At 47.7% G+C, this 25,175-nt stretch carries 20 protein-coding genes; 18 read left to right on the plus strand and 2 right to left on the minus strand.

Annotation, left to right across the window (positions count from 1 at the left end; all coding sequences use genetic code 11):
- The first annotated feature begins 31 nt into the window (after positions 1 to 31).
- The 4 genes from dnaT (at position 32) to opgB (ending at position 4,394) form a co-directional block, all read left to right on the plus strand.
- Positions 32 to 577, plus strand: coding sequence for a primosomal protein DnaT (dnaT, locus tag ACRDD5_RS18315; protein WP_438677584.1), 546 nt, complete (start codon positions 32 to 34; stop codon positions 575 to 577).
- Positions 574 to 1,311 carry a DNA replication protein DnaC gene (gene dnaC, locus ACRDD5_RS18320; RefSeq protein WP_271283142.1) on the plus strand — a complete coding sequence of 246 codons (738 nt, stop codon included), beginning with the start codon at positions 574 to 576 and terminating at the stop codon, positions 1,309 to 1,311. The genes dnaT and dnaC overlap by 4 nt, the downstream gene beginning before the upstream one ends.
- An 82-nt stretch (positions 1,312 to 1,393) precedes the next feature.
- A complete protein-coding gene (locus ACRDD5_RS18325) occupies positions 1,394 to 1,882 on the plus strand; it encodes a DUF2501 domain-containing protein (RefSeq protein ID WP_438677585.1) in 489 nt (162 codons plus the stop codon).
- A gap of 214 nt (positions 1,883 to 2,096) precedes the next feature.
- Positions 2,097 to 4,394 carry a phosphatidylglycerol--membrane-oligosaccharide glycerophosphotransferase gene (gene opgB / locus ACRDD5_RS18330; protein WP_438677586.1) on the plus strand — a complete coding sequence of 766 codons (2,298 nt, stop codon included), beginning with the start codon at positions 2,097 to 2,099 and terminating at the stop codon, positions 4,392 to 4,394.
- Between the two features lie 45 nt (positions 4,395 to 4,439).
- On the opposite strand, the gene ACRDD5_RS18335 is transcribed toward opgB, so the two are convergent.
- Positions 4,440 to 5,462 (minus strand): zinc-binding alcohol dehydrogenase family protein, encoded by a 1,023-nt coding sequence (locus ACRDD5_RS18335; protein ID WP_438677587.1) that lies wholly within the window; start codon positions 5,460 to 5,462, stop codon positions 4,440 to 4,442.
- A 146-nt stretch (positions 5,463 to 5,608) separates the two neighbouring features.
- Between ACRDD5_RS18335 and ACRDD5_RS18340 the strand changes: the two genes are divergently transcribed.
- Both ACRDD5_RS18340 and ACRDD5_RS18345 read left to right on the plus strand, forming a co-directional pair.
- Complete coding sequence (locus ACRDD5_RS18340) at positions 5,609 to 6,523, plus strand: GntR family transcriptional regulator (protein ID WP_438677588.1); 915 nt, start codon at positions 5,609 to 5,611, stop codon at positions 6,521 to 6,523.
- Positions 6,524 to 6,739: 216 nt separating this feature from the next.
- On the plus strand, positions 6,740 to 8,101 hold the full coding sequence (locus ACRDD5_RS18345) for an MFS transporter (RefSeq protein WP_438677589.1): 1,362 nt from the start codon (positions 6,740 to 6,742) through the stop codon (positions 8,099 to 8,101).
- Positions 8,102 to 8,149: 48 nt separating this feature from the next.
- Here the strand turns inward: ACRDD5_RS18345 and tsr are convergent, their stop codons facing one another.
- Positions 8,150 to 9,814: a methyl-accepting chemotaxis protein gene (gene tsr / locus ACRDD5_RS18350; RefSeq protein WP_438677590.1), complete on the minus strand. Its 1,665-nt coding sequence runs from the start codon at positions 9,812 to 9,814 to the stop codon at positions 8,150 to 8,152.
- Between the two features lie 688 nt (positions 9,815 to 10,502).
- Here tsr and ACRDD5_RS18355 point away from each other — a divergent pair.
- From ACRDD5_RS18355 to ACRDD5_RS18410, 12 genes are all read left to right on the plus strand, one after another.
- Positions 10,503 to 10,877 (plus strand): hypothetical protein, encoded by a 375-nt coding sequence (locus ACRDD5_RS18355; protein ID WP_271283149.1) that lies wholly within the window; start codon positions 10,503 to 10,505, stop codon positions 10,875 to 10,877.
- A 24-nt stretch (positions 10,878 to 10,901) separates the two neighbouring features.
- Positions 10,902 to 12,653 carry a polysaccharide biosynthesis/export family protein gene (locus ACRDD5_RS18360; RefSeq protein WP_438677591.1) on the plus strand — a complete coding sequence of 584 codons (1,752 nt, stop codon included), beginning with the start codon at positions 10,902 to 10,904 and terminating at the stop codon, positions 12,651 to 12,653.
- Between the two features lie 53 nt (positions 12,654 to 12,706).
- Positions 12,707 to 13,507: an ABC transporter permease gene (locus ACRDD5_RS18365; protein WP_438677592.1), complete on the plus strand. Its 801-nt coding sequence runs from the start codon at positions 12,707 to 12,709 to the stop codon at positions 13,505 to 13,507.
- Positions 13,508 to 13,519: 12 nt separating this feature from the next.
- Positions 13,520 to 14,170 (plus strand): ABC transporter ATP-binding protein, encoded by a 651-nt coding sequence (locus ACRDD5_RS18370; protein ID WP_438677593.1) that lies wholly within the window; start codon positions 13,520 to 13,522, stop codon positions 14,168 to 14,170.
- A gap of 13 nt (positions 14,171 to 14,183) precedes the next feature.
- Complete coding sequence (locus ACRDD5_RS18375) at positions 14,184 to 15,386, plus strand: sugar transporter (protein ID WP_438677594.1); 1,203 nt, start codon at positions 14,184 to 14,186, stop codon at positions 15,384 to 15,386.
- A 301-nt stretch (positions 15,387 to 15,687) separates the two neighbouring features.
- Positions 15,688 to 18,999, plus strand: a complete 3,312-nt coding sequence (locus ACRDD5_RS18380) for a glycosyltransferase (protein ID WP_438677595.1) — start codon at positions 15,688 to 15,690, stop codon at positions 18,997 to 18,999.
- Between the two features lies 1 nt (position 19,000).
- Entirely contained in the window at positions 19,001 to 19,996 is a 996-nt protein-coding gene (locus ACRDD5_RS18385; RefSeq protein WP_438677596.1) for a hypothetical protein, read from the plus strand.
- On the plus strand, positions 19,980 to 21,074 hold the full coding sequence (locus ACRDD5_RS18390; protein ID WP_438677597.1) for a hypothetical protein: 1,095 nt from the start codon (positions 19,980 to 19,982) through the stop codon (positions 21,072 to 21,074). Before ACRDD5_RS18385 ends, ACRDD5_RS18390 begins: the two co-directional genes overlap by 17 nt.
- Complete coding sequence (locus tag ACRDD5_RS18395; protein WP_438677598.1) at positions 21,062 to 22,675, plus strand: aldolase catalytic domain-containing protein; 1,614 nt, start codon at positions 21,062 to 21,064, stop codon at positions 22,673 to 22,675. Before ACRDD5_RS18390 ends, ACRDD5_RS18395 begins: the two co-directional genes overlap by 13 nt.
- Positions 22,659 to 23,315: an HAD family hydrolase gene (locus ACRDD5_RS18400; RefSeq protein ID WP_438677599.1), complete on the plus strand. Its 657-nt coding sequence runs from the start codon at positions 22,659 to 22,661 to the stop codon at positions 23,313 to 23,315. Before ACRDD5_RS18395 ends, ACRDD5_RS18400 begins: the two co-directional genes overlap by 17 nt.
- Entirely contained in the window at positions 23,312 to 24,004 is a 693-nt protein-coding gene (locus ACRDD5_RS18405) for an acylneuraminate cytidylyltransferase family protein (RefSeq protein ID WP_438677600.1), read from the plus strand. The genes ACRDD5_RS18400 and ACRDD5_RS18405 overlap by 4 nt, the downstream gene beginning before the upstream one ends.
- A gap of 246 nt (positions 24,005 to 24,250) precedes the next feature.
- The gene (locus ACRDD5_RS18410) at positions 24,251 to 25,159 is read left to right on the plus strand and encodes a glycosyltransferase family 92 protein (protein ID WP_438677601.1); all 909 of its coding nucleotides are present in this window, start codon (positions 24,251 to 24,253) and stop codon (positions 25,157 to 25,159) included.
- Positions 25,160 to 25,175: the final 16 nt, after the last annotated feature.

Here is a 25,175-nt window from a genome sequence, read left to right on the forward strand (position 1 = left end):
CTCGTCCGCAGTAATCCAGTAGAGAAGTGTTATGTCCTCCAGAATCCTGACCACCAGCATTGCTGGCATTGATGCCTTTATGCGCGATCCCCGCAGCGTGCTGGCGAATGCTGAAGGCGGTACTGTTGCCGTGTTCGCCGACAACGCCCCGGCTTTTTATGCGGTTACCCCGCAACGCCTGGCCCAGCTGCTGGAGACCGAAGCGCGGCTCACGCGTCCGGCCAGCGATGTCGCTCTGGATACACAGTTTTTCGACGAGCCGACCAACATGCCCGTTGCTGTCCCGATGGGTAAATTCGCCATGTACGCAGGCTGGCAGCCGGACCCGGATTTTCAGCGTCAGGCGGCGCTGTGGGGCATTGCCCTCACCCAGCCTGTCGCCCCGGAAGAGCTGGCCGCCTTCACCGCCTACTGGCAGGCGGAAGGAAAAGTCTTCCACCACGTTCAGTGGCAGCAGAAGCTGGCGCGCAGCGTGCAGATCAACCGGGCCAGCAGCGGCGGGCAACAAAAACGCGATGTGAATTCATTTTCAGAACCGGATAAACAGATCCCCAACGGATTCCGAGGTGCCAAATGAAAGAGTTCGGCGAACTGATGAAGCGTTTGCAGAAGATGATGCCGGCCAACGTGAAGCCGGCCTTTACCACTGGCGAAGAGCTGCTGGCATGGCAAAAAGAGCAGGGTGAGATCCGCGCTGCGGCGCTGGCCCGGGAAAACCGCGCCATGAAGATGCAGCGCACCTTTAACCGCTCCGGTATCCGTCCCCTGCATCAAAACTGTTCTTTCGATAATTACAAAGTCGAGAGCCAGGGCCAGCTGAAAGCCCTGAACCTGGCGCGCCAGTACGTAGAAGAGTTCGACGGCAACATCGCCAGCTTTATCTTCAGCGGCAAGCCGGGAACCGGTAAAAACCATCTCGCGGCAGCCATCTGCAACGAACTGCTGCTGCGCGGAAAATCCGTGTTGATTATCACCGTAGCCGACATTATGTCCGCTATGAAAGACACCTTCAGCAACCGTGAAACCAGCGAAGAACAGCTGTTGAACGATCTGAGTAACGTCGACCTGCTGGTGATTGACGAGATCGGTGTCCAGACCGAATCCCGCTATGAAAAAGTGATCATCAACCAGATTGTCGATCGCCGCTCCTCCTCGAAGCGCCCCACCGGTATGCTCACCAACCACAATGTGGATGAGATGACCCGCCTGCTGGGCGAGCGTGTAATGGACCGCATGAAGCTCGGCAACAGCCTGTATGTGATTTTTGACTGGGAAAGTTTCCGCAGCCGTGTTACCGGCAAAGAGTATTAGGATTTTACCCCTGAAAGGGCGCTGCGGCGGGGCGTATACTGGCCGCACTTCCGCCCCTGCGGGCAACTGATGAGTAGCGTCCATGAAAACACAATTCCTTCTTAGCTCAGCATTGAGCGCCCTGCTGGTAATGGGCACCGCGCACGCGGCCTCCTGGCAGGAGTCACTCTCCAGCGCCGCCAACCAGCTCAGCACCGGCAGTACCTCCACCCAGAGCGGCGGTCTGTCGATGTCGGCCCTCACCGGCCTGCTGAACAGCGGCACCTCGTCGCTGAGCGCCAGCAACATGAATAACGCCGCCGGGATCCTTGAGTACTGCGCTAAAGAGAAGCTGGCCTCGATGACCGATGCCACCAATATTAAAAATCAGGTGCTGGGGAAACTGGGGCTTGATACTCCGCAAGAGCAGCAGCAGGACACCAACTATCTGGAAGGGATCCAGGGTCTGCTCAACGCCGACAACGGCCAACAGCTGAATCTGGAGACCATCGGCAATTCGCCGCTGGCCAAACAGGTCAAAACCAAAGCCTGTGATTTTGTCCTCAAACAGGGACTGAGCTTTATCTCCTGATCCCCTTAAGACGCCGCGCAATTGCTGTGGCGTCTGCCTCCTGGGGGGAAACGCGACGCCCGTCAAACCTTGCTATTTCTAAACCAAATCCTAACAACAGCACAATCTGGTAACACTACAATTGCAGCTAAATGGCAACGCCATTACATTGTATGACCCAAAAATTAAACGATGAGCCCGCACTCAAGCGGCTGCGTGTGTTGAGGATAAGCTGTTGTCCGAGTTTATTTCTGTTGCCCTGTTTCTTGCCTCGGTGGTGATTTACGCCCGCAAAGCCGGTCGTAACACCTGGTGGTTTGCCGTCACGCTGCTGGTGCTGGGACTTTTTGTCGTCTTAAACATTACCCTGTACGCCAGCGACTACTTTACCGGCGACGGCATCAACGACGCGGTACTTTATACCCTGACCAACAGCCTGACCGGTGCAGGTGTGAGTAAGTACATACTTCCTGGTGTGGGCGTGGTGGTGGCGCTGGTTGCCGTGTTCGGCCTGCTGGGCTGGATCCTGCGCCGTCGCCGTCATCATCCGCATCACCTCGGCTACAGTCTGCTGGCCCTGATGCTCGCCCTGGGGTCGGTGGATGCCAGCCCGGCGTTTCATCAGATCACCGAGCTGGTGAAATCTCAGTCGCGCGATGGCGATCCGGACTTCACGGCATATTACAAAGAGCCGGGCAAAACCATTCCGAACCCGAAGCTCAATCTCGTCTATATCTATGGCGAAAGCCTCGAGCGCACCTACTTCGATAACGACGCCTTCCCGGATCTCGCCCCGGAGCTGGGCGCGCTTAAAAACGAAGGGATCGATTTCAGCCACACCGCGCAGCTGCCCGGCACCGATTACACCATCGCCGGCATGGTTGCCTCCCAGTGCGGTATCCCGCTGTTCGCACCGTTTGAAGGCAACGCCTCCGCGTCGGTCTCCAGCTTCTTCCCGCAGAATATCTGCCTCGGCGATATCCTGAAAAACTCCGGCTACCAGAACTACTTTGTGCAGGGCGCTAATCTGCGCTTCGCCGGGAAAGACGTGTTCCTGCAGTCCCACGGTTTCGACCATCTGTACGGTGCCGAGGAGTTAAAAACCACGGTTGCGGACCCGACTTACCGCAACGACTGGGGCTTCTATGACGATACGGTGCTGGACGAAACCTGGAAAAAGTTCGAACAACTGTCCCAGTCCGGTCAACGCTTCTCGCTCTTTGCCCTGACCGTCGATACCCATCACCCGGACGGGTTTATCTCTCGCACCTGCCAGCGTAAAAGCTACGAAATCAACGGCAAACCGAACCAGTCTTTCAGCGCCGTCGGCTGCAGTCAGGAGCATATCGCGGCGCTGATCGAGAAAATCAAAGCCTCGCCGTACTATAAAAACACGGTGATCGTGGTCTCGTCGGACCATCTGGCGATGAAAAACAGCGCCTGGGATGCGCTGAACAAGCGCGATCGCAGCAACCTGTTCTTTGTCCTGCGCGGCGATAAGCCTCAGCAGGAGGTGATGGCCGTGAAGCGCAATACCATGGATAACGGCGCGACGGTGCTGGATATCCTCGGCGGGGATAACTTTATTGGCCTCGGTCGCAGCAGCCTTTCCGGGCAGTCGCTGTCGGAAGTGTTCCTCAACATGAAGGAAAAAGTGCTGGCGTGGAAACCGGACGTTATCCGCCTGTGGAATTTCCCGAAAGAGCTGAAAGACTTCACCATCGACAGCCAGAAAAACATGATGGCCTTCTCCGGTAGCCATTTCCGCCTGCCGCTGCTGCTGCGCGTATCCGATAAGCGGGTTGAACCGCTGCCGGAAAGTGAATACTCCGCGCCGCTGCGCTACCAGCTGGCCGACTTTGCCCCGCGGGATAATTTCGTCTGGGTCGATCGCTGCTACAAGATGGGCCAGCTGTGGTCGCAGCCCCTGTCGCTCTCTACCGACTGGTGCGTCTCGCAGGGGCAACTCGGCGGCGAGCAGACCGTACAGCGCGTGGATAAAGCGCAGTGGAAAGGCAAAACCGCGTTTAAAGATACTGTTATCAGTACCGACCGCTATCAACGCAACGTCGAGATGCTGAAAGTGGCCGATAATAATATTCGCTATAAAGCCGACAGCTTTGTCTTTAACGTGGCCGGTGCGCCGGAAGAGGTGAAGCAGTTCAGCGGTATCTCCCGGCCGGAAAGCTGGGGACGCTGGTCTAACGCTCAGCTTGGTGACGAGGTGAAGATCGAATACGCCCAGCCGCTCCCGGCGAAGTTTGACCTGGTGATCACCGCCAAAGCCTGGGGGCCGAATGCCAACCAGCCCATCCCGGTGCGCGTCGGCGATAAAGAGCAAATCCTGACGCTGGGTAATGACGTGACCACCACCACGCTGCATTTCGATAATCCGTCGCACAGCAGCACGCTGGTGATTGTGCCCCCGGCGCCGGAATCCACCAACGAGGGCAATATCCTCGGCCATTCTCCGCGTCAGTTGGGGATCGGCATGGTGGAGATCAAAGTCATCAGCGCCGAAGGCGAGTCGTAATAAAAAAACAGCGCCCAACAAAGCCCCGGGCGCTGTATGGCAACCTTAAAACGCAATCACACCTTTAATCAGCCCGCGGTTATTGATCACCTCGGGCTCGTACACCTCCGCCAGCTCGCGAAACGCATAGCGGTGCGTCAGCATCATACTGGCGTTCAGTTTGCCCTCGGCCATCAGGCGCCCGACTTTGGCAAAATCTTCTCCCGTGGCGTTGCGGCTGCCCATCAGGGTGGTCTCTTTTTTGTGAAACTCCGGGTCGGAGATCTGCAGCTCGCCCTTATGCAGACCGACAAAGACGATTACCCCGCCGTGTCGGATCAGGTTAACGGTATTGTTCATCGCCTGCGGATTGCCGGTGGCATCAATTACTTTTTGCGCCAGCGCCCCGCCGAACTGCGCTCTGAGCTGGTCCGTAAAGTCCGCCGCGGACGGATCCAGCGCGGTCACGCCCAGGCAGTGTTGGACATGCTCGCGCCGGGCGGGACTGGTGTCCGCCACCACCACGCTGGCCCCGTCGGCGTGGGCAATTGCCGCCGCCCCCAGGCCAATCGGCCCCGCCCCTACCACCAGCAGCTTATCGCCAGGCTGGATGGCGGCCCGACGCACCGCGTGGGCGCTGATGGCGAACGGCTCAATTAGCGCAGCAGCCTCTGGATCGATGCCGTCGGCAGGCAGCAGGTTGCTGACCGGCACCGACAGATACTCACTGAACCCGCCGTCCTGATGCACGCCGATCACCGAGATGGCTTCGCAGCAGTTGGTTTTACCGCTCAGACAGGCCGGACACTGCTGACAGGCGACGTAGGGAATAACCGCCACCTGCTGCCCTTGCCGCAGCGTCTGAATATTTTTGCCGAGACCAACCACCTCGCCACATATTTCATGCCCAAGCACCCGGGGATAATTAAAAAAAGGTTGATTGCCGCCCCAGGCATGTATATCGGTGCCACAAATACCGACCGTTTTTATTTTTATCAGCGCTTCGTTCTCTTTCGGGGCGGGGATATCACGCGTCGTCCAGATCAGTTTTTTCGGTTGTTGGCACACCAGCGCATTCATCGTCGTCATTTTTTCGCTCTCCTGTTCTTTAGTGGTTTCAGATATTGATGAAAATGCGAAATAACGGGCGGGCAAAAACAGAAATTGTGAATCGCAGCGCATAAAGCCGTTTTAAATACGGTTTTAATGCCCTGAACTGGTCATAAGGAACCGCCATGAGCCGCTCGCAAAACTTGCGTCATAACGTCATTAACCAGGTCATCGACGATATGTCCCGGGGGCACATCCCCTCGCCGCTGCCGTCGCAAAGCGCGCTGGCAGAGATGTACAACATCAGCCGCACCACCGTGCGCCATATTCTGGCTCACCTGTGCGACTGCGGGGTGCTGACCCGGGTGAACAGTGATTACGTGATTGACCGCAAGCCCGACATCGATGACGGCTTTACCTGCGAAATCGCCCCGCTGGCCGAGCAAACCCGGCTGTTCGAGCAGAGCTTTCTCACCATGATCAACCAGCGTGTGCTGCGCGCCGGAGAGGCGTTTTCCGAGCTGGAGCTGGCCCGTGCGGCGGGCGTCAGCCCTGTGGTGGTAAGGGAGTACTTACTTAAATTCAGCCGCTACAACCTGATCGAGAGCGAAAAGCGCGGCCAGTGGCGGATGAAGCAGTTCGACCAGTCGTGGGCCGAGCAGCTGTTTGAGCTGCGCGAAATGCTCGAAACCCACGCCCTGCAGCATTTTCTGAACCTGCCCGACAGCGACCCGCGCTGGCTGCAGGCCAAAACCCTGCTCGAGGAGCACCGCGCCCTGCGCGACAGCATCGGCGACAGCTTTCGCAAGTTCTCCCGACTGGATCGCGACTTCCATTCCCTGCTGCTCTCCGCCGCCAACAACATCTTTTTCAACCAGTCGCTGGAGATCATCTCGTTTATCTTCCACTTCCACTACCAGTGGGACGAGAGCGACCTGAAGCAGCGCAATATCATCGCCATCGACGAGCACATGACAATCCTCAGCGCGCTTATCTGCCGCAGCGATCTGGATGCCAATCTGGCGATGCGTAACCACCTTCACACCGCCAAGCAGTCGATGATCCGCTCCATTAAACAGAGCGCGACGGTGTTTTATTAAGTACCGATTAAAAACAGCAAATCTGTACCCACTGCACGCTTCAGCCATCTGCCTCACGCGGGAAAATTAAGCCTGCCTATGCTCACGAGGAGTCGACTTATTCGTTGTTATTCGTGAGCGGTGATGCATTGTTTTATTCCATCACTAATCGTTATTGATATTTCTCTAATAAAACAAAAAAAGAGAAATAACCCGACAATAATTCAGGAGTCCGGCGTGGAAAAAAGCAATATAACCCTCGACCCGCAGACCACTTTTGACAGAGAAAACGCACCCGTTATTTCCGTGCCGCCAGACGGTGCCCTTGAACGTTCGCCGCGTATTAAACGCATCCAGACCACGGCAATGTTGTTATTATTTTTTGCTGCGGTGATTAATTATCTCGACCGCAGCTCGCTGTCGGTGGCGAATTTAACCATCCGTCAGGAGCTGGGGCTGAGCGCCACCGAGATCGGCGCCCTGCTGTCGGTGTTCTCACTGGCGTACGGCATTGCACAGCTGCCCTGCGGCCCGCTGCTGGATCGCAAAGGTCCGCGCCTGATGCTGGGGATCGGGATGTTTTTCTGGTCGCTGTTCCAGGCGATGTCCGGCATGGTGCATACCTTCACTCAGTTCGTGCTGGTGCGTATCGGAATGGGGATTGGTGAAGCGCCAATGAACCCGTGCGGTGTAAAGGTGATCAACGACTGGTTCAACATTAAAGAACGCGGCCGTCCGATGGGCATTTTCAATGCCGCCTCGACCATTGGCGTGGCGCTGAGTCCGCCGCTGCTGGCAGCAATGATGCTGGTGATGGGCTGGCGCGGGATGTTTATCACCATCGGCGTGCTCGGTATCTTCCTCGCCATTGGCTGGTACATGCTCTATCGCAACCGCGAGGAGATTGCACTGAGCGGCGTTGAGCAGGCCTATCTGAACGCAGGCAGCGTCAACGCCCGCCGCGACCCGTTAAGCTTTGCCGAATGGCGCAGCCTGTTCCGCAACCGCACCATGTGGGGAATGATGCTCGGCTTTAGCGGCATCAACTACACCGCCTGGCTGTATCTGGCCTGGCTGCCAGGATATCTGCAGACGGCGTATAACCTGGATCTCAAAAGCACCGGTCTGATGGCGGCGATCCCGTTCCTGTTTGGTGCGGCGGGGATGTTAGTGAATGGCTTTACGACGGATGCGCTGGTTAAACGCGGGATGGCGCCGGTACGCAGCCGCAAGTTGTGTATTATCAGCGGAATGTTGTGTTCTGCGGCCTTTACCTTTGTGGTGCCAGAGGCCACGACGGCGATGAGTGCGGTACTGCTGATTGGGATGGCGCTGTTCTGCATCCACTTTGCGGGGACGTCCTGCTGGGGGCTGATCCACGTGGCCGTGGCATCGCGCATGACCGCCTCGGTGGGCAGCATTCAAAACTTCGCCAGTTTTATCTGCGCCTCGTTTGCGCCGATTGTGACCGGTTTTATCGTCGACACCACCCACTCGTTCCGCCTGGCGCTGATCATCTGCGGCTGCGTCACGGCACTGGGGGCGCTGGCGTACATCTTCCTGGTACGTCAGCCGATCAGCGATCCGCGCCAACAGTAAACACCCAGGGAATTGCCGGGTGGCACAGCGCCACCCGGCAGATTTACATCAGAAGGTTTCCCAGTTATCGCCTGAGTCGGTTGCCGGAGTTTTACGCCCCATCACCGGTGTCACAACGGTTTTCGCTACCGTGTGCGCACGCGCTTTCTGCTGATCCTGCTGAATACGGAACACCGCCACCGCCTGGGTCAGACGGCTCGCCTGCTCTTCCAGGGCTGCCGCTGCCGCAGCGGACTCTTCCACCAGCGAGGCGTTCTGCTGCGTTACGCGATCCATCTCGGCCACCGCCAGACCGACCTGGTCAATACCGCGGCTCTGCTCATCAGACGCAGAGGCAATTTCGCCCATGATGTCGGTCACGCGGGTAACCGCGCTGACGATTTCGCCCATGGTTTCACCGGCGCTTTCGACCAGGGTAGACCCCAGCTCGACGCGACCGACGGAGTCTTCAATCAGGCTCTTGATCTCGCGTGCCGCCTGGGCGCTACGCTGCGCCAGGTTACGCACTTCGCCCGCGACCACCGCAAAACCACGACCTTGTTCACCGGCACGCGCCGCTTCTACCGCTGCGTTCAGCGCCAGGATGTTGGTCTGGAAGGCAATGCCGTCAATGACGCTGATGATGTCAGCGATTTTCTGCGAACTGCCGGCGATGTCACGCATGGTCTGCACCACGTTATCCACCACTTTCCCGCCCTTCTGCGCGGTTTCCGACGCGCTCAGGGCCAGATGGCTCGCCTGACGGGCGTTTTCGGCGTTCTGCTTCACGGTGGCAGTCAGCTCTTCCATGCTGGCTGCGGTCTCTTCCAGCGAGGCCGCCTGCTGCTCGGTACGCGAAGAGAGATCGTTGTTGCCTATCGAGATTTCGCTCGCACCGCTGTAGATGGCATTCGCACCATTACGCACGTCGCCGACGGTACGCATCAGTTCACCCTGCATATGACGCAGCGTGTCGGCCAGTTGGCCCATCTCGTTGGAACCTTCCACCTCGATGCGCTTCACCAGGTCGCCGCTGGCGATATGGCGAATGCTGTCGACCAGGCGGTTCAGCGGGGAGATCAGCGTCTGACGAATACCCAGCCAGACGCCGACAATCACCACCAGCACCAGGATCAGAATGCTGATCAGCACCCAGATGGCCTGACTGTAAGAGCTGTTGCTGTCATCGACGGCAGTCTGGTACAGGCGGTCGTTCTGCTGCAGATAGTTCACGTACTGCTTCTCAAAGCCGTCCTGGAAGCTCTGGGTCGGCTGGTCGAAGAACTCATTGATCTTGCCTGCACCCAGCAGCTGGATCAGTTCCGCCAGCGCGCCATGGTAGATATCGTAGTTACGTTTGATTTCCAGCGCAGCGCTTTCGCTCTGACGCTCATCGCGCGGCAGGGCTTCGTACTCTGCCCAGTTTTTCTCCGCCTGCTTCAGGGAGACCGTCGCAATCTGCATCAGTTCATTGACGGTGGCACCGCTACCGATATTGTTCTGATCCATCATGTAGCGGATGCCCGCACGGTTCAGGGTATTACGGGTTTGCAGCAACGCCACCCAGCTGCCGTTAAGCGTGGATTGTTGCTGACGAATGGTTTGCAGAACGGTGAAGTTTTCTTTGTCATGCTTGAGGGCATTGAAGAAAAGACCACCGGATGTGAGCTGTAATAGGCCAAAAATAACCAGGACCAGCAATAAGCTGGTAACAATTTTAATACGATTTAACATGTTTTCTCTTTCCCACCAGACAGGTACAGAATTTTCGGCCTGGAAAGCAAAAACTTTACGAAAATCGTACTGATAATGACCCGGATCGCCTCTTTATTGTGCCTGTAACAAGCTTATGAATGATGTGGTCTTCTGAGAGCGATGGGATTAACAAAACACGCCTCATTTCTGCTTGCGCCAATCGCACAAAAATCGACCAATTAACAGCCTTAATCGGTCGATTGCGACGGCTGATAATTATTCTTTTTCAACTCTATCTATATGAAACAATCACTAACAGAAACTAGTGCTATTAATATGCTTTTAGTAAACCCCCCAGAGTTAATAGTCTTTCAGATTTTTCCCCTATCTCATGTTAATTTTGTATCGAATTGGAATGACATAATCTTTGAATTTATGTAATCTTCCGCGCACATAACATTTTCGTGAATAATTAAAAAACAATTTAGTGGTTTACTGAATAGTATTTTTGTGGCAGACCCTAAATCAAACTGAACGATTTTTAACCGGAATTGTCATTTTCCGTGCGGTAGCCTACCCTTTTTTTGACCTTTTTTGCTTCACTTCCTCAGCATACTGCTTTGCGCTTTACCTCTCTGGTCCACTCTTTGGGCAATATAATCCGTCGGGCACCCTCGTGTTTTTATATTTGCATGCCTGGTTTTGAATACATGGAAAATATTTACAAATGAACAACGCCGTCCGACTTCTGGTGATTTCGCTCGCTATCACGCTTAGCGGTTGCGCATATTCCCCCAAGCAGGTTGAAGCCTCACGCCCGCTTGTTGAACAGGCCGCTTCCACCGACCTCCAGGCCATGTCTGCAAACCTGCAACAGCCTCTGAACACGTTGCCGATGGGTGCTGCAATCAGCGCCAATGGCACCACCTTTACTGTTGGCCAACGCTATGTCTCCGCCCTTGGGCTGGAGTGCGTCGAGCTGCTGCAGAAACGTAGCTACAGTCAGTCCCAGCAGGGCGTTACCTGCAAGAACGGCGAGACGTGGTATCTGATCCCACAACTGGGCCAGGCCACTGCCAGCAACCTGCTTGCCGCGTACTAATTGAAGAGAACTGTTGTGAACATAATGAAATTTCGGCAATTGCCCGCGATCCTGCTGCTGGCCTGCTTCTCCTGCTCCTCTTTTGCCGCCCCGACCGCAGAACAGGCGCAATCCTTTGGCTTTAACGCCCCCGCAGATGACAATACCCGACCCCAGCTTGGCGCGCAGTCAACCTTAAGCGGCGAGGCCAACACGTCTTCCGTCACCGGCACCTTTGCCCAGCAAAATCGACAGGGCATGCTGCTGCCGGGCGAGTCCGACGTGCGTAAACTGCTGCCACAGTCCGAATCCGGCCTGCCGCCACCGTACGGCGCCAACCTGTTTGCCGGAGGCTATGAAACCGAGCGCAGCGACGGGTTAAATGACAATTACCTGATTGCCCCCGGCGATAAGCTGAATATCTGGATTTGGGGTGCGGTCAATTTCTCTAACGTGGTCACGGTCGATAATCAGGGGAATATTTTTATTCCTGACGTAGGACCGATTAATGTCAAGAATGTGGCCGCCAGCAAAGTGAATAATCTGGTTACCAGCCACATCAGCGAAGTGTTTACGAATAATGTAAATGTTTACGTAAATTTACTTACCGCCACACCAGTGAGTGTATTTGTCACCGGACCGGTGATCCGCCCAGGGCAATATGCCGGGCAATCTTCCGACAGCGTTTTATATTTTCTGAAACGCGCAGGTGGCATCGACTCCGATCGCGGCAGCTATCGTCATATTAAGGTGCTGCGTCAGAACCGGGTGATCCAGGAGATCGACCTATATGCGTTTATGCAGCAAGGCAAAATGCCGAAGCTGTCCCTGAAAGATCAGGATGTGATTCTGGTCGAGCCGCAGGGGCCGATGATCAACGTTGCCGGTAAAGTGCGTAACCCGTTCCGCTTCGAGTTAAAAGCCAACAACACCCAGGCCTCTGAGCTTATCGACTATGCCCTGCCGCTTGCCAAGGTGAGCCACGTGGGCGTGATTGGCGATCGCCCTTCCGGCCCGTTCTCGGTGTATATGCCGTACAAAGACTTTGCCAACATCCAGCTGAGCGATGGGGACAAGGTCCTGTTTAACGACGACATGCACGCGCAGGTTTACGATGTGCAGGTGATGGGCAGCTACCGTGGGCCCTCTTACTTCACCGTGCGTAAAGATACCCGTCTGCACGAGCTGCTTAATCACATTCCGATTGATCCAAAACTGGCGGACTACGGCTCGATCTACATCATGCGTAAGAGCGTGGCCGCCCGGCAGAAAGAGATGCTGGATGATTCCCTGAACCGTCTGGAGCGCAGCGTGTTTACCGCACCGGCAAATTCCGATGGCGAAGCGACCATTCGTTCCAAAGAAGCCGAGCTGGTGATGCGCTTTGTGGAAAAGGCCCGCAAGATCCAGCCGCTGGGTAAAGTGGTGGTCTCCGATAAGGGCGTGATTGCCAACATCCTGCTGGAACAGGGCGACCAGATTGTGATCCCAAACAAGACCGACCTGATTCAGGTGGGCGGCGAAGTCATGATGCCGCAGGCTGTGGTCTACAACGAAGGCGCCAAACTTGACGACTACGTAGCCTGGGCGGGCGGCTTTACCGAGCGCGCGAACGACCAGCGCATTGCGGTGGTGCATGCTAACGGGCTGATGGAGTTTAAAGACCAGGGAAGCGTAATGCCGGGCGATCAGATTCTGGTCATGCCGAAAATTGACAGCAAAATGATGCAGTCGATCAAAGACATTACCCAGGTGGTCTATCAGATTGCCGTGGCGGCCAACGTGGTCCTGAATTAACCCTCAAAGACAGGCTCGCCTGCGGGCGAGCCTGACTACGGTAACGACTTTCCATGCTTAAACCCATTCTTAATCAAACGCCGCGTAGCCCGTTCCAGGTGCTGCGCGATGTGACGTTTGGCCTGCTTATTCGCGAGTTAAAAACCCGGTTTGGTAGTTACCGGCTGGGTTATGCCTGGGCGCTGTTGGATCCGCTGTTGATGATTGGCGCGTTTAGTTTGATTTTTGGGATGCGCGGACACAGCGGATTTGGAGGGGCGCCTGCCCCGCTATTTATCACTGCAAGTTACCTTCCCTTTCTCTTTTTCAGGAATGTGGTGAGTAAGCTGCAATCGGCTGTTAATGCTAACAAAGGATTGTTTTGCTATCGGCAGGTCACGCCCTTCGCTACCTTTGTTTCCCGTTTTATTCTCGAAGCGGTTATTGGCATGGTTGTGGGCTGCGTATTGGTTTTAGGGTTACTGTGGTTTGGTTTTGATGCCATCCCCAACGATCCCTTAGAAGTTGTTCTTATCTATTTCCTTTTGATGATCTTTTCCTTTTCACTTGGCATTATTTTTTGTGTATTGGGTAACTTGTTTAAAGAGGCCGATAAGTTCCTAAGTTTGTTAATGATGCCTTTGATGTTTATCTCCTGCGTGATGTACCCCCTGGCAACCATACCGTCACAGTATCAACACTGGTTTTTATGGAACCCATTAGTGCATGCCGTTGAGCTGATACGAGGGAGTTGGATCTCCGGCTATGTCAGCCCGAATGTCAGTGGGGCCTATTTATCATGTGTGACATTGGTGCTGCTGACCTTTGCGATGAGTTGCTATCGCCTGAGCCATCGCCGCCTGATTGCCAGCTAAAGTAGAATAAGCATGATCATTCTGGATAACGTATCGAAGTTTTACCCCACCAAATTTGGTCGCAACTACGTTTTACGTGACGTTAGCATCACGTTACCCCGTGACCGCAATATCGGTATTTTAGGTGTTAACGGAGCAGGTAAATCGACCCTGCTGCGCTTGTTGGGCGGCATGGATATGCCCAGTAAGGGAAAACTAACACGTCACTGTCGCGTCTCCTGGCCCCTTGCTCTAAATGGAGGATTTCAAGGCAGCATGACCGGGCGGGAAAACACCCGCTTCGTCTGCCGCATTCACGGTGTACGCGACACTCAAGCTATTGAGGAGTGGGTGAAGGAGTTTTCGGAGATTGGCCAGCATTTCGAGCTGCCAATTAAAGGATATTCCAGCGGCATGAGATCAAAATTTTCCTTTGCCGTCAGCATGGCTTTTGATTTTGAAATCTATCTGACCGATGAAATTATGTCAGTAGGTGATGCCCGCTTTAAACAGAAATGCATTGATGTTTTTAACCAAAAACGCGAGACCGCCAGCCTGATTATGGTTTCGCACGACATGAAGAACTTACGCCAGCAATGCGATATGGGTATTTTACTGCGTAACAGCACCCTTGAGTTATTCGACAATATCGAAGATGCCATCCGTATTTATCAGAAACTATAACAAGCCCAAAATCATGACCCAGCCAACCCGCTCTAACAAATCCACCGGTTTGATGCGCAAGCTGCACAAATTAAAAAATAAACCCAAACATTTTATTGTTGATTCCACCGGTTTCAAGCTTGCCCACCACTCATGGAAAAAGAGCCTTAAACTCGGCAGTTTTTTGTGGGTGGTAGGGTGTTTTGCCATTGCTGCGCTTTATTTTTGCGTCATTGTTTCGGATCGCTACGTGAGCCGGGCAGAGCTAGTAGTTAAGCAGGCGGATCAAATCAAAATGCTGCCTGATGCCCTTTCGATGCTGGGAATTGGTGGCAGTAATCATGAAGATATACTGATAATCCAGGACTACCTTAAATCCCCGGATCTTCTCGACAAGCTGGATAAAGAGCTTGGGTTGAAAGCCCATTATCAAAGCAACAAAGTCGATTACTTCTCCCGCTTGCCTGACAATGCCAGCCGGGAAGAGTTTATTAAATATTATCGTCAACACCTGTCATTACATCTTGATGAATTATCCGGTGTGCTGACAATAGAACTACAAGCATTTGACCCTGTCTACGGTCAGCGTGTAGTGAAATTGATGCTCCAAGAGTCCGATCAATTCATTAATAAACTGGGGCATCAGGTAGCACTGGAGCAACTAGCCTTCGTTGAAAAAGAGGTTGATCGTGCCTATCAGCGAGTTCAGACTGAAAAAGCCAAAGTTCTCGATTTCCAGAATAGCCATCACCTTATCAGCCCAGAATCAACCAGTAGCGCCCGCCTCGGTGTAGTTAGCCAGATTGAAGGCCAACTCGCACAGCAACAGGCACAGTTAAAACAGCTGCAAAGCTATATGAAAGTAACTGCACCTGCGGTTGTTTCTGTTCAGGCCAGAGTCGATGCTTTAAATCAGCAACTTGCGCAAGAGCAATCCAGACTTACCGGCGTGGATAAAGACGCGATGAATGAGGTTACCGCTCGCTACTTAGATGTGCAAACCCAAGCGACATTAGCTGCAGATCTTTATAAAACCGGCCTGATTAGCCTCGAACAAGCTCGAGTAGAGGCATATCGCAAACTTAAGCATCTGCTGGTCATCAGTCAGCCAACACTGGCAGAAGATGCCGAGTATCCACGCCGTCTCTATAACCTCCTTACTACAGGGGTTCTACTTTGCCTATTATACGGATTGATCATAATGGGTCTTGCAACTCTGCGCGAGCACCAAGACTGACGACACTGTGAATTTAATATAATTATTTAATCAAAATAATATTTATTAAAAACTTCAAGCTAATAATATGCCCGTGATTGCTTAACGAATATATCCTCAAAAAAAAGAACAAGGAGGTTTAAAACCATGAATAAAAAAAGGATTGTTGGAATATTATATTAAATATCAAAAAAAATGCATTCATACATAATTAAATAGATTGCACGTATCGATTAAATAAATAGTTGGAATCAACTGATAAAAAGACATTCCGTCAGGTTTCCAATTGCTATAAAACACTTTAAATAATAAGATAAGTTACATGTTAATGTTCAAGCGTAAGAAGAAAATTGTTTTATCTCCTGAATTAGATACCATTTTTTACGGACAATATTACAATGATCTCTCAGGGATAACTGAGGCAGGATTACATCGTCACTGGCAGAGCTTCGGCCAAAAAGAACTGCGCCACCCTAACTTGCATCAACTCCTCAAGAATCACGATATCCATGATGCTCAAGATACAGAGTTTAAAATAGATCCTGATTTTTATTGCAGAAACTATCCTGATGTTAGCCAGAATGGAAGAATTAATGAGATCCAGGCTAAAGTGCATTGGTTGCTCCATGGTAAAAAAGAAGGTCGAGCCAGGACATTAGTTGAATGGATGAAGATGCATGGTGGATATAGTAAGCTTGATTTAAATGAAAATGATATTATTGCGGTTTTTGAACGCAATAAAAAAAATGGTCAGGATGTAACTATACAACTTATCCAAAATGTTCTGGGCGGTAATATATCACAACCAATTGAATTTGCTGATAGCGCTGTCGATAATGCGGCATTTTATGAGCGACTTGGGAAATCATTCTATCTTAAGCATAAAGGCAATGGCTCAGAGCATGAACGCCAGGCGGCTCGTTCAGCATACCGTATGGCTTTATATTTCTGCCCAACCGCTCGTGTTTTGGAACTGCTTGGCAATACCTATTTAGATTCAGGTGATAACAGGACTGCTGCAGATATTTATTACGAAGCTATCAATCAACAGTCTTCGGATTCGAACGATAATTCAAGTCGTTGGTTATTCCCTTTATTAGCTCAAGCTGAAAGCGCAAATAATTTACATTATGAGGCACTTATTGCCATAAGCAAGGGTTTAAGTTCCCACCCCGATTTTACCAGCCAAAGAGAACAATTAGATCAGTATGTAAACAAATATTATCTTTCCTTTGCCGGAAAGCTGCAATTGCTGTCAACATTAGATAAAAGAAATGACATGCAAGACCAGACATGGATTTACACAGAAACAATATACAAAGCTTATTTAGCTGCAAATGGTGCAGGTGAAAACATTCAGCCTAAGTCAAACATTAATCATGATAAAATTCTTATTGTGGGCGATTATCATGTGCCCCAATGTGTACGATACCGTATAGAACAAAAAACAGAACAACTTGAAAGCCAAGGGAAATCAGTTACATGTATTGACTGGACAAAGTTAGCTGAAAATGCAAACGAATTAGCTTTACATGACATAGTGATTTTTTACCGAGTCCCAGCAGTTCCTGAAGTGATAAAAGCTATTGCGAAAGTAAATGCAGCTGGAAAAATATCACTTTATGAAATTGATGATCTTCTTTTCGATACTATTTACCCCGCAAACCTTGAAACCTACGGTGGATATCTTTCTCTCGACACACATATTGAACTTCGCAAAGGAATGGCGCTGTTTTATGCGGCAGCTCGTTTGTGTAGTTACGGGCTCGCATCTACACTCCCCCTATGTGAAAAACTTAAAGCATTAGTCACAACTGGAATCTGCCTACTCCATCGTAATGGTCTAGATAAACATAGTATCATCAAGCCTGTTGAACGTAATAATCGCGAATTTATAGATATTTTTTACGGTAGTGGAACTCAAGCACACAATAGCGATTTCATTGAGCAAGCCCTCCCTGCTTTAACGCAGATTTTAGTAAAATATCCTCACGTACGATTAGTAATAGCAGGATATTTAAAGTTACCCACTACTTTTACTAGTAGTTTTGCTAATCAACTCAAACAAGTCCCCCCTCTTTCAAGCATTAAGGCTTACTGGAGTTTGTTGCAACAGGCTGATATTAACCTGGCTGTGTTACACGATGATGTCATTAACGCATGTAAAAGCGAATTGAAATGGTTTGAAGCCGCCTGCTTCGGAATCCCATCTGTCGTGAGTAGCACACAGAATTACAGGGATGTACTTGTACATGGAGAAGATGCTTATCTTGCTAGCAGTGAGGAAGAGTGGGTTATCGCATTAAGCCATTTGATTGAAGATGTATCTCTGCGTAAAGAGATGGCTGAAAAAGCGTTGACCAAAGTTGAAAAGAATTACAGTGTGGTTTCACTTGGAAAGGAACTTGTTGCGCAGTTAGAGGCTCTTGCACCAACCAGAACGAAAAAGCGTAAAATCGCGCTGGTTAACGTCTTTTATCCCCCACAAGCTATTGGGGGGGCTACACGTGTAGTGGCCGATAACGTGGAGATTTTAAAATCTCATTATGGAGATGAAATCGAGCTTGTTGTTTTCACGTCTGATGAGCGTTGTACCACTCCTTATCAACTAGATATTTATCAACAAGATAATATAACAGTATATCGCTCAACTATTCTTCACCGTGAGAATATGGATTGGCATCCACAAGATCCAAATATGTACGATTTGTTCGAACGATTTTTAGAACTTGAACAACCTGATTTGGTTCACTTCCATTGTGTGCAAAGGCTTACTGGTTCAGTAGTAGAGGCCACACGGGACATGGGTATCCCTTATGTAGTTACAGCACATGATGCATGGTGGATTTCAGACTTCCAATTCCTCGTCGATGCAGATGGCAAGCTATATCCAGAGGGGCATCCGGATCGTTTCGCTCCGCGCCTGTTACCGAATAATGTCAATTTTTCGCAGTCTATTGAACGTATTGAATATTTATCCGACTTGCTATTAGGCGCGAAGGAAATATTGACAGTTTCGGAAGCATTTGCAGAAATCTATCGTAAAAATGGGCTTAATCAGATCCGAGTTAATCGCAATGGTATTAGTTCGAACCAGCCCTGGGCCCCTAAAGATACAGCCGATAATGATCGTGTGATTTGCGGGCATATTGGTGGCATGTCCGCCCATAAAGGATTTTTCTTACTCAAAAAAGCCATTGAGAAAATACAGCCTACCAATATTAGCATGATGCTAGTTGATCATAGTAAAGAAGAAAACTATGTCGATAAAATTCAGTGGGGAGAAGTACCAGTAACTATTATTGGACGTGTTCCTCAAAACAGGATTGTCGAATTGTACCGCCGGATGGATGTATTATTCGCACCTTCAACCTGGCCTGAAAGTTATGGTCTTGTCACTCGCGAGGCCTCAGCATGTGGTTGTTGGGTTGTCGCAAGTGATTTGGGTGGAATTGGTGAAGATGTCATTGAAGGTGAATCTGGATTTAGAATAAAGCCTGAATTCCAGAGTTTGTGTGACGCCATTAAAACTATTGATCGTGACGTTGCTAGATTTAAAAAAATCCCTCAAAAAAGCAATATCCGTTTGGCTATTGAACAGGTTGAGGAGTTAGTTGAATATTATGGAATATAATATGCTTATCACTATTAACAAAAATGACTTGTATATTGAACTAGACAAATGTGAAAACCCTGACATTAAAATAAAAGGGACACCATTAACCACTCCTCATGAAATTATAATACATGAAGATACATGCAAAATAAAAATACCAATAAAAAGCATAGATATTTTCAAGAGCGAGATCTTAGTAAACGGAATTCCGGTTGATTTTGAAAAGTACAAACTTTGCAGAGAAAGCTACTATAACGATTTTTATATGACAGAAAGTATTGTTAATGCTGGAGCTCGTAAATTCACGAATGATGAACTCTTTTTCCTTATTAAAAATAACATTAATAACATCCCACATGATTGCCCCTATCTGGGTTCGATGCTGACTATTATCTCATACAGAATCATTGATGATATCGAGAACAGGGATTATTTAGTTGAAGAGATAGTAAATCTAAAAAGACACTTCGATTCAAAAGTAAATGATACCAATCCACACTCTATTCGCTGGTTTGTATCATCTGCCGCAACTATGGCAATGTTATTGATAGCGACTGATCGCACAAAAGAAGCAGAGGAGTTTCTTAACTTAGTTAAGCAAAATTATCATAGAGTAAATCTAAATCCATTATGCTATTGGAACGCCATTCAAGGGATGGTTCTTTTATCTCTTATTTATATCAACAATGAACAGTGGGATTTAGCTGGCAATCTCCTTCTTTCTCAGTTCGTTTTCTCTCGAAATGCGCTTCTCGATATTTATAACCCAAGAAATGATTGGTTATTAGGGCAACTTTCGGATTGCACTGCATTACTTGAATTAGGAAAATTGAGTTTAATTTCTTCAACCAGATGTCTGAAGAATAATATTCATTCTGCAACAAGAGTTTCCTCATTCAATGGAAATAATAAACCTATAGACTTTGCACCATTATTTATCCGCTTTCGGGGATTAGAGCATAAGGTGCAGTTCTTTAAGTCCATCAGGGAAAAACTAGATGTCAGGAAGCATTAATAATAGAAAATGTATAGTTGGTCCTTCACACATAGTGCGCTGGCAACACCTCTTTAAGAATGTACTAACACAATTACCGTGCTTTGACTCATATGCAATAGGAGGCTTACCAATCTGGGATGATGAGCTTCTATCCTTTTTGAAAGATTCGGGGCATAAATATGATGAAATCTATGTTCTGGTTGGTGATTTTAGATTTGGAAATGGATTTTTTAACAAGCAGTTAAAGAGATATCTGGGAATAAGTAAAGACAATATTAATAATACTAATGATTCAATACTTCTCGATAAATCCTTACTTGCTCTTGATCAAATATCTGAACTACCAAATGTAAAACTTGTTTTTTGGGATTTATATTTGCGTGAGTTCATTAATAAAAAATCAGAAAAATATACAAATAACGGAGAGTATAACCATCCACTTTGGAATTATGATTTTATCCAGAATAGATATAGTGATAACACAATCACCTTAAGTGAACTTGATAAATTAAATTTAGAATACTTGTACATTGATTCAAGCTTACACCCATCTATCTTTGGGTATAATTTTTTATTTAACATTTTTACTGGCCAATCAGTTATTGATAGTTTCGTCGCCAGCCTGAAAATGAAATACGACATTGATAAAAAACTACATTGTCCAACGCCTACTGTCATAACCGGGAATAGTACTTTTTTTAGAACAGTAAATCTCTACATAGCAAAAGGAATTATTTCTGGAAGTTTAAATTTTCAATTATCAAGGGCTGATGATGCATTATTTACAAAAAGGAAGGATGATAGACGAATTATTGTATTTTCAGAATCTAAAAATGAGCCTGAACAAACAAAAATAAAAGTGTACGTTGAAAAATCCAACTGGAAGGAGAAAATGCATTATGAGCTATCTAATATAAAACACTTAGTTCCATCAGAGTTAGCATCTGAAATTACGAATGATATACCATGTTTTTTATTTGTGTATGCAGTCCTGCAGCACTCATTAAAAACAGATTCACTTGATGACTTTGATATTTATACTTACAAAGAATCTTTAAATCGGACTTTTATTAGGAATTGCTTATGTTTATCTTAGATTGTACTTTACGTGATGGCGGCTACTACAATAACTGGGATTTCCAAGAAATCGTGGTAGATGCATACTTAAAAGCTGTATCAGAAGCAAAGATTGATTATGTAGAGTTAGGACTGAGAAATTTTCCCCAGTCAGGTTTTTTAGGCGCATATGCATATACAACCGAACAACACTTGGATACGTTGAGCCTTCCTGAAGGCCCAATATATGGTGTTATGGTTGATGCAAAAACTATTCTTAAAGCACCAATGAGTATAGAAGAAGCTGTTGAAAAATTATTTATACCTGCGAAAAACAGTAAAATAAAATTAGTCAGAGTTGCTGCACATTTTAACGAAGTTGAACATTCAGCTCCGATTGTTAAGAAATTAAAAGATATGGGTTATATTGTTGGTTATAACCTTATGCAGGCTGGTGGAAAACCAGATCATGTTATTGCAGATAAAGCCAAGCAAGCAAAAGAATGGGGCGTGATTGATGTTCTTTATTTTGCTGACTCATTGGGCAATATGGATGGCACTGAAGTTGAGAGAATTCTTAGAGCACTTCGCACAGAATGGAATGGGCCAATAGGAATTCATACCCATAATAATATGGGCAAAGGCCTGGATAATACTCTTTCAGCTATGAAGAATGATGTTACCTGGTTAGACACAACCATCACTGGTATGGGTCGAGGAGCCGGGAATACTCCAACCGAAAATTTACTAGCTACCTTAGTTCGTGAAACAAATAAATACGATCCTTCGCCAATTTATGACCTTGTAATTCGGCACTTTGAAGGAATGCAGCGAGAATATGGCTGGGGCAGCAATTTACTATATTTCCTTGGCGCGCAAAATGATGTCCATCCAACTTACATCCAGAATCTGTTATCTAACAACCACTATGGAACAGATGAGATTGTAGGAGCGATTAACTATTTAAGCAATCTCGAAGGAACAATGTCTTATAATGGATCAGTACTTGAGTCTGCACTCAACTTCAATACTGATTCAGATAAGCCAACAGGTACAGATGCATTTATTAACAAATTCCAGGGCAAAGAAGTGTTAGTAATTGCTAATGGGAGTTCATGCTCTCGTTATAAAAAATCTATTGAACTTTATATTAAGACCAAGAAACCAATTGTATTATCCGTTAACTTAAGTCAGTTCATTGATGAATCAATCGTAGATTACATTGTTCTATCCCATAACGTTAAGTTCCTTTCTGAATTTGAAAAATATAAATCATTAAGTAAGCCTGTAATCTTACCAAAGCATCGTTTTAGCACAGAAGAAATGTCCTCTATTGTGCACTTAGATATCATCGATGTAGGATTCAATAGCAACTCTAATACATTTTCTGTTGATGAGTGCGTTGTGAATTCTCCGTATGATTTAACCAGTGCTTATGTCTTCGGAATATTAGCCATGGCTAACCCAGAGTCAATAAAACTGATTGGTTTTGATGGATATGAGAAAGGCGATAGCCGTCAGCAGGAAATGCTGGATATTATTAGCCAATATAAACAATTGAATGACTCTGCCGAGCTCATTTCCCTCACACCAACAGAATACCCAATCTCCCAAGGTTCTATTTATGCAGTCCATTCATAATTATAATATTTATATCTTTGATTGTGATGGTGTTATTTTAAATTCAAACCAGCTAAAAATTGACGCAATGGAAGAAGCATTGCGTGATCTTTGTTTTGAAGCACCACAGATTGATCAATGCATTGATTATTTCAGAAATAATTTCGGTTTATCTCGTTTTCATCATGTAGACGTTTTCATCGAGAAATTCTTACACATTGAACAAAACAGGATAGACACAATCCGAATTGAAATTCTCAATAGATTCTCAGAACAGTGTCATAATTTATATTTAAAAGCCGAAATAACACCTGGGTTTATTGACTTCATTTCTTCACTAGATGGAAAAAAATATATTGCAAGTGGTTCGGAGGAATCTGGGCTAATTAAAGCCTTCGCAGAAAGAGGCTTGGGTTGTTTATTTTCAAAAATTTACGGCTCACCTGAAACTAAATATAATTTAATTCTTAAGATCTTAACTAATGAACAGTCAAAGAATGCGGTCATGATTGGAGATGCCATTTCTGATTTTGAGGCAGCAACAAAAAACAACATAGACTTCATCGCATACACCCCGTATTCGAATGTAAAGGATAGTCTTAGATTGCTTACTACCAATAGTGGCAATAGAGTCATTAATTCATGGAGTGAGATACAATGATTACAGCATTTCTTCCTTGCCGCAAAGGGAGTCAACGAATTGCAGACAAGAATATAAAAGACTTTGCTAATATTAAAGGCGGTTTATTAAGTATAAAATTAAATCAGCTTAAGAAATGCACTCTAATTAATTCAATCGTGGTTTCATCAAACGATGAAAGGATTTTAGAGCTTGTTAGCATAGATAAAGACTCCAGAATCATTATAGATGAAAGACCGGACTATTTGGGAAGTAGTTCTACAACAACAGATGAACTGATTAGATATGTACCTTCGATTGTTCATGATGAACACATATTATGGACTCATGTCACCTCCCCATTTATTAATGAGCATGATTATCAAAAAATCATTGAGGCATATTTCTTTAATATGCAACAAGGTTATGATTCTCTGATGACTGCACATAAGTTACAGGGGTTCATATGGAATGAAACAAGTCCTATTAGCTATAACAGAGATGAGTTAAAATGGCCGATGACTCAAAACATCAAACCATTCTTTGAGATTGATAGCGGAGCATTTGTTTCAAGTGCTAATAATTATAAAGAATTTTCTGATCGAATCGGCAAGCATCCATTTATCTATATTCAAGAAAAAATGAAATCTTTAGACATTGATTGGCCTGATGATTTCTTACTTGCTGAAGAAATATGGAAATTTCAGAATAGTCATTGCAACTTGAAGTAAGCACTACGTTATTCAATAACGATAAACTTGAATGCTTATCAGAAGTAATAATTTCCATATTACTTCCCGCACGTTTTAAGGGCAACAGTGTTTATATATTACGCGATTAAAGTATATTACTGATGCTACAATTATTTTCACAAGCTTTTCTTAAATATAATTAAAGAACAAGATTAGTTGTCTGTATACAGGAAATTTGCTTATGAATACAGTTGCCCTTCATCAGAACTTTCTTGAGACGTTACGTTGAATATATTTATTGCAGCAATTGTAAAAAATGAATCTGGTGCTTTACTTGAGTGGATTGCCTATCATCGAACTCTGGGGATAACAGGTTTTATTATTGCGGATAATAGCAGTAATGATGGTTCTCGCGATCTACTGGAAGGTCTGGCTAAGCTTGGAATCGTAACAGTACTCGACTTTCCAACCATCAGAGATCAAAAACCGCAGCTCCCAGCCTACGAGCGCATTCTACGCAGCTGTGCACGCGAGATTGACCTGCTCGCCTTTATCGATGCTGATGAATTTTTATTACCTTTATCGTCCGATTTGAATCTAGTCGATTACTTTAGCTCGCATTTCAACGATGAAAGCGTCAGTGCGATTGCTCTGAACTGGTCTAATTTTGGCTCAAATGGCGAACTCTTTGCCGAAGAAGGGCTGGTAACCGAGCGGTTCACTAAAAGAGCGCCTTTTAAATTTAATGTTCACCACAACTTTAAAAGCGTGGTGAAACCTGAACGCGTGAACCATTTTAACAATCCCCATCACGCCGACCTGCGCTTTGGCCGCTATATCGATGCGTCAGGAAATGATCTGGTCCTGCATCCTAAGCACGGTAATGGCGTCAGCGCCGAAGTGCTGTGGAACGGCGTGCGGGTTAACCATTACGCGGTGAAATCGCTCGAAGAATTCCTGCTCGGGAAGCACCTGCGCGGCAGTGCCGCCACCGCTAACCGGGTTAAACACAAAGCCTATTTCAAAGCCCATGACCGCAACGATGAGACCTGTCTGCTGGCAGCCTCTCTCGCCCCCAAAGTCAAAGCAGAAATGGCCGCGCTGCAAGCGCAACTCGATGCCCTGCCAGAAGAAGAAAGCCCACAGAAAAACGATTCCTGGCTGGCTTCGCGGGTGAAAAAGCTAATCGGCTAAACCTGCACAACGTCTT

Origin of the sequence: Silvania sp. (genome assembly GCF_051656365.1) — a bacterium.
Classification (GTDB): Bacteria; Pseudomonadota; Gammaproteobacteria; order Enterobacterales; family Enterobacteriaceae; genus Enterobacter; species Enterobacter hatchlandensis.

Excerpts from the sequence above, each read along its gene's own strand:
- dnaT (WP_438677584.1), top strand. The coding sequence starts at position 32 with ATGTCCTCCAGAATCCTGACCACCAGCATTGCTGGCATTGATGCCTTT.
- dnaC (WP_271283142.1), top strand. The coding sequence starts at position 574 with ATGAAAGAGTTCGGCGAACTGATGAAGCGTTTGCAGAAGATGATGCCG.
- ACRDD5_RS18325 (WP_438677585.1), top strand. The coding sequence starts at position 1,394 with ATGAAAACACAATTCCTTCTTAGCTCAGCATTGAGCGCCCTGCTGGTA.
- ACRDD5_RS18335 (WP_438677587.1), bottom strand. The coding sequence starts at position 5,462 with ATGACGACGATGAATGCGCTGGTGTGCCAACAACCGAAAAAACTGATC.
- ACRDD5_RS18340 (WP_438677588.1), top strand. The coding sequence starts at position 5,609 with ATGAGCCGCTCGCAAAACTTGCGTCATAACGTCATTAACCAGGTCATC.
- tsr (WP_438677590.1), bottom strand. The coding sequence starts at position 9,814 with ATGTTAAATCGTATTAAAATTGTTACCAGCTTATTGCTGGTCCTGGTT.
- ACRDD5_RS18355 (WP_271283149.1), top strand. The coding sequence starts at position 10,503 with ATGAACAACGCCGTCCGACTTCTGGTGATTTCGCTCGCTATCACGCTT.
- ACRDD5_RS18360 (WP_438677591.1), top strand. The coding sequence starts at position 10,902 with ATGAAATTTCGGCAATTGCCCGCGATCCTGCTGCTGGCCTGCTTCTCC.
- ACRDD5_RS18365 (WP_438677592.1), top strand. The coding sequence starts at position 12,707 with ATGCTTAAACCCATTCTTAATCAAACGCCGCGTAGCCCGTTCCAGGTG.
- ACRDD5_RS18370 (WP_438677593.1), top strand. The coding sequence starts at position 13,520 with ATGATCATTCTGGATAACGTATCGAAGTTTTACCCCACCAAATTTGGT.
- ACRDD5_RS18375 (WP_438677594.1), top strand. The coding sequence starts at position 14,184 with ATGACCCAGCCAACCCGCTCTAACAAATCCACCGGTTTGATGCGCAAG.
- ACRDD5_RS18380 (WP_438677595.1), top strand. The coding sequence starts at position 15,688 with ATGTTAATGTTCAAGCGTAAGAAGAAAATTGTTTTATCTCCTGAATTA.
- ACRDD5_RS18385 (WP_438677596.1), top strand. The coding sequence starts at position 19,001 with ATGCTTATCACTATTAACAAAAATGACTTGTATATTGAACTAGACAAA.
- ACRDD5_RS18390 (WP_438677597.1), top strand. The coding sequence starts at position 19,980 with ATGTCAGGAAGCATTAATAATAGAAAATGTATAGTTGGTCCTTCACAC.
- ACRDD5_RS18395 (WP_438677598.1), top strand. The coding sequence starts at position 21,062 with ATGTTTATCTTAGATTGTACTTTACGTGATGGCGGCTACTACAATAAC.
- ACRDD5_RS18400 (WP_438677599.1), top strand. The coding sequence starts at position 22,659 with ATGCAGTCCATTCATAATTATAATATTTATATCTTTGATTGTGATGGT.
- ACRDD5_RS18405 (WP_438677600.1), top strand. The coding sequence starts at position 23,312 with ATGATTACAGCATTTCTTCCTTGCCGCAAAGGGAGTCAACGAATTGCA.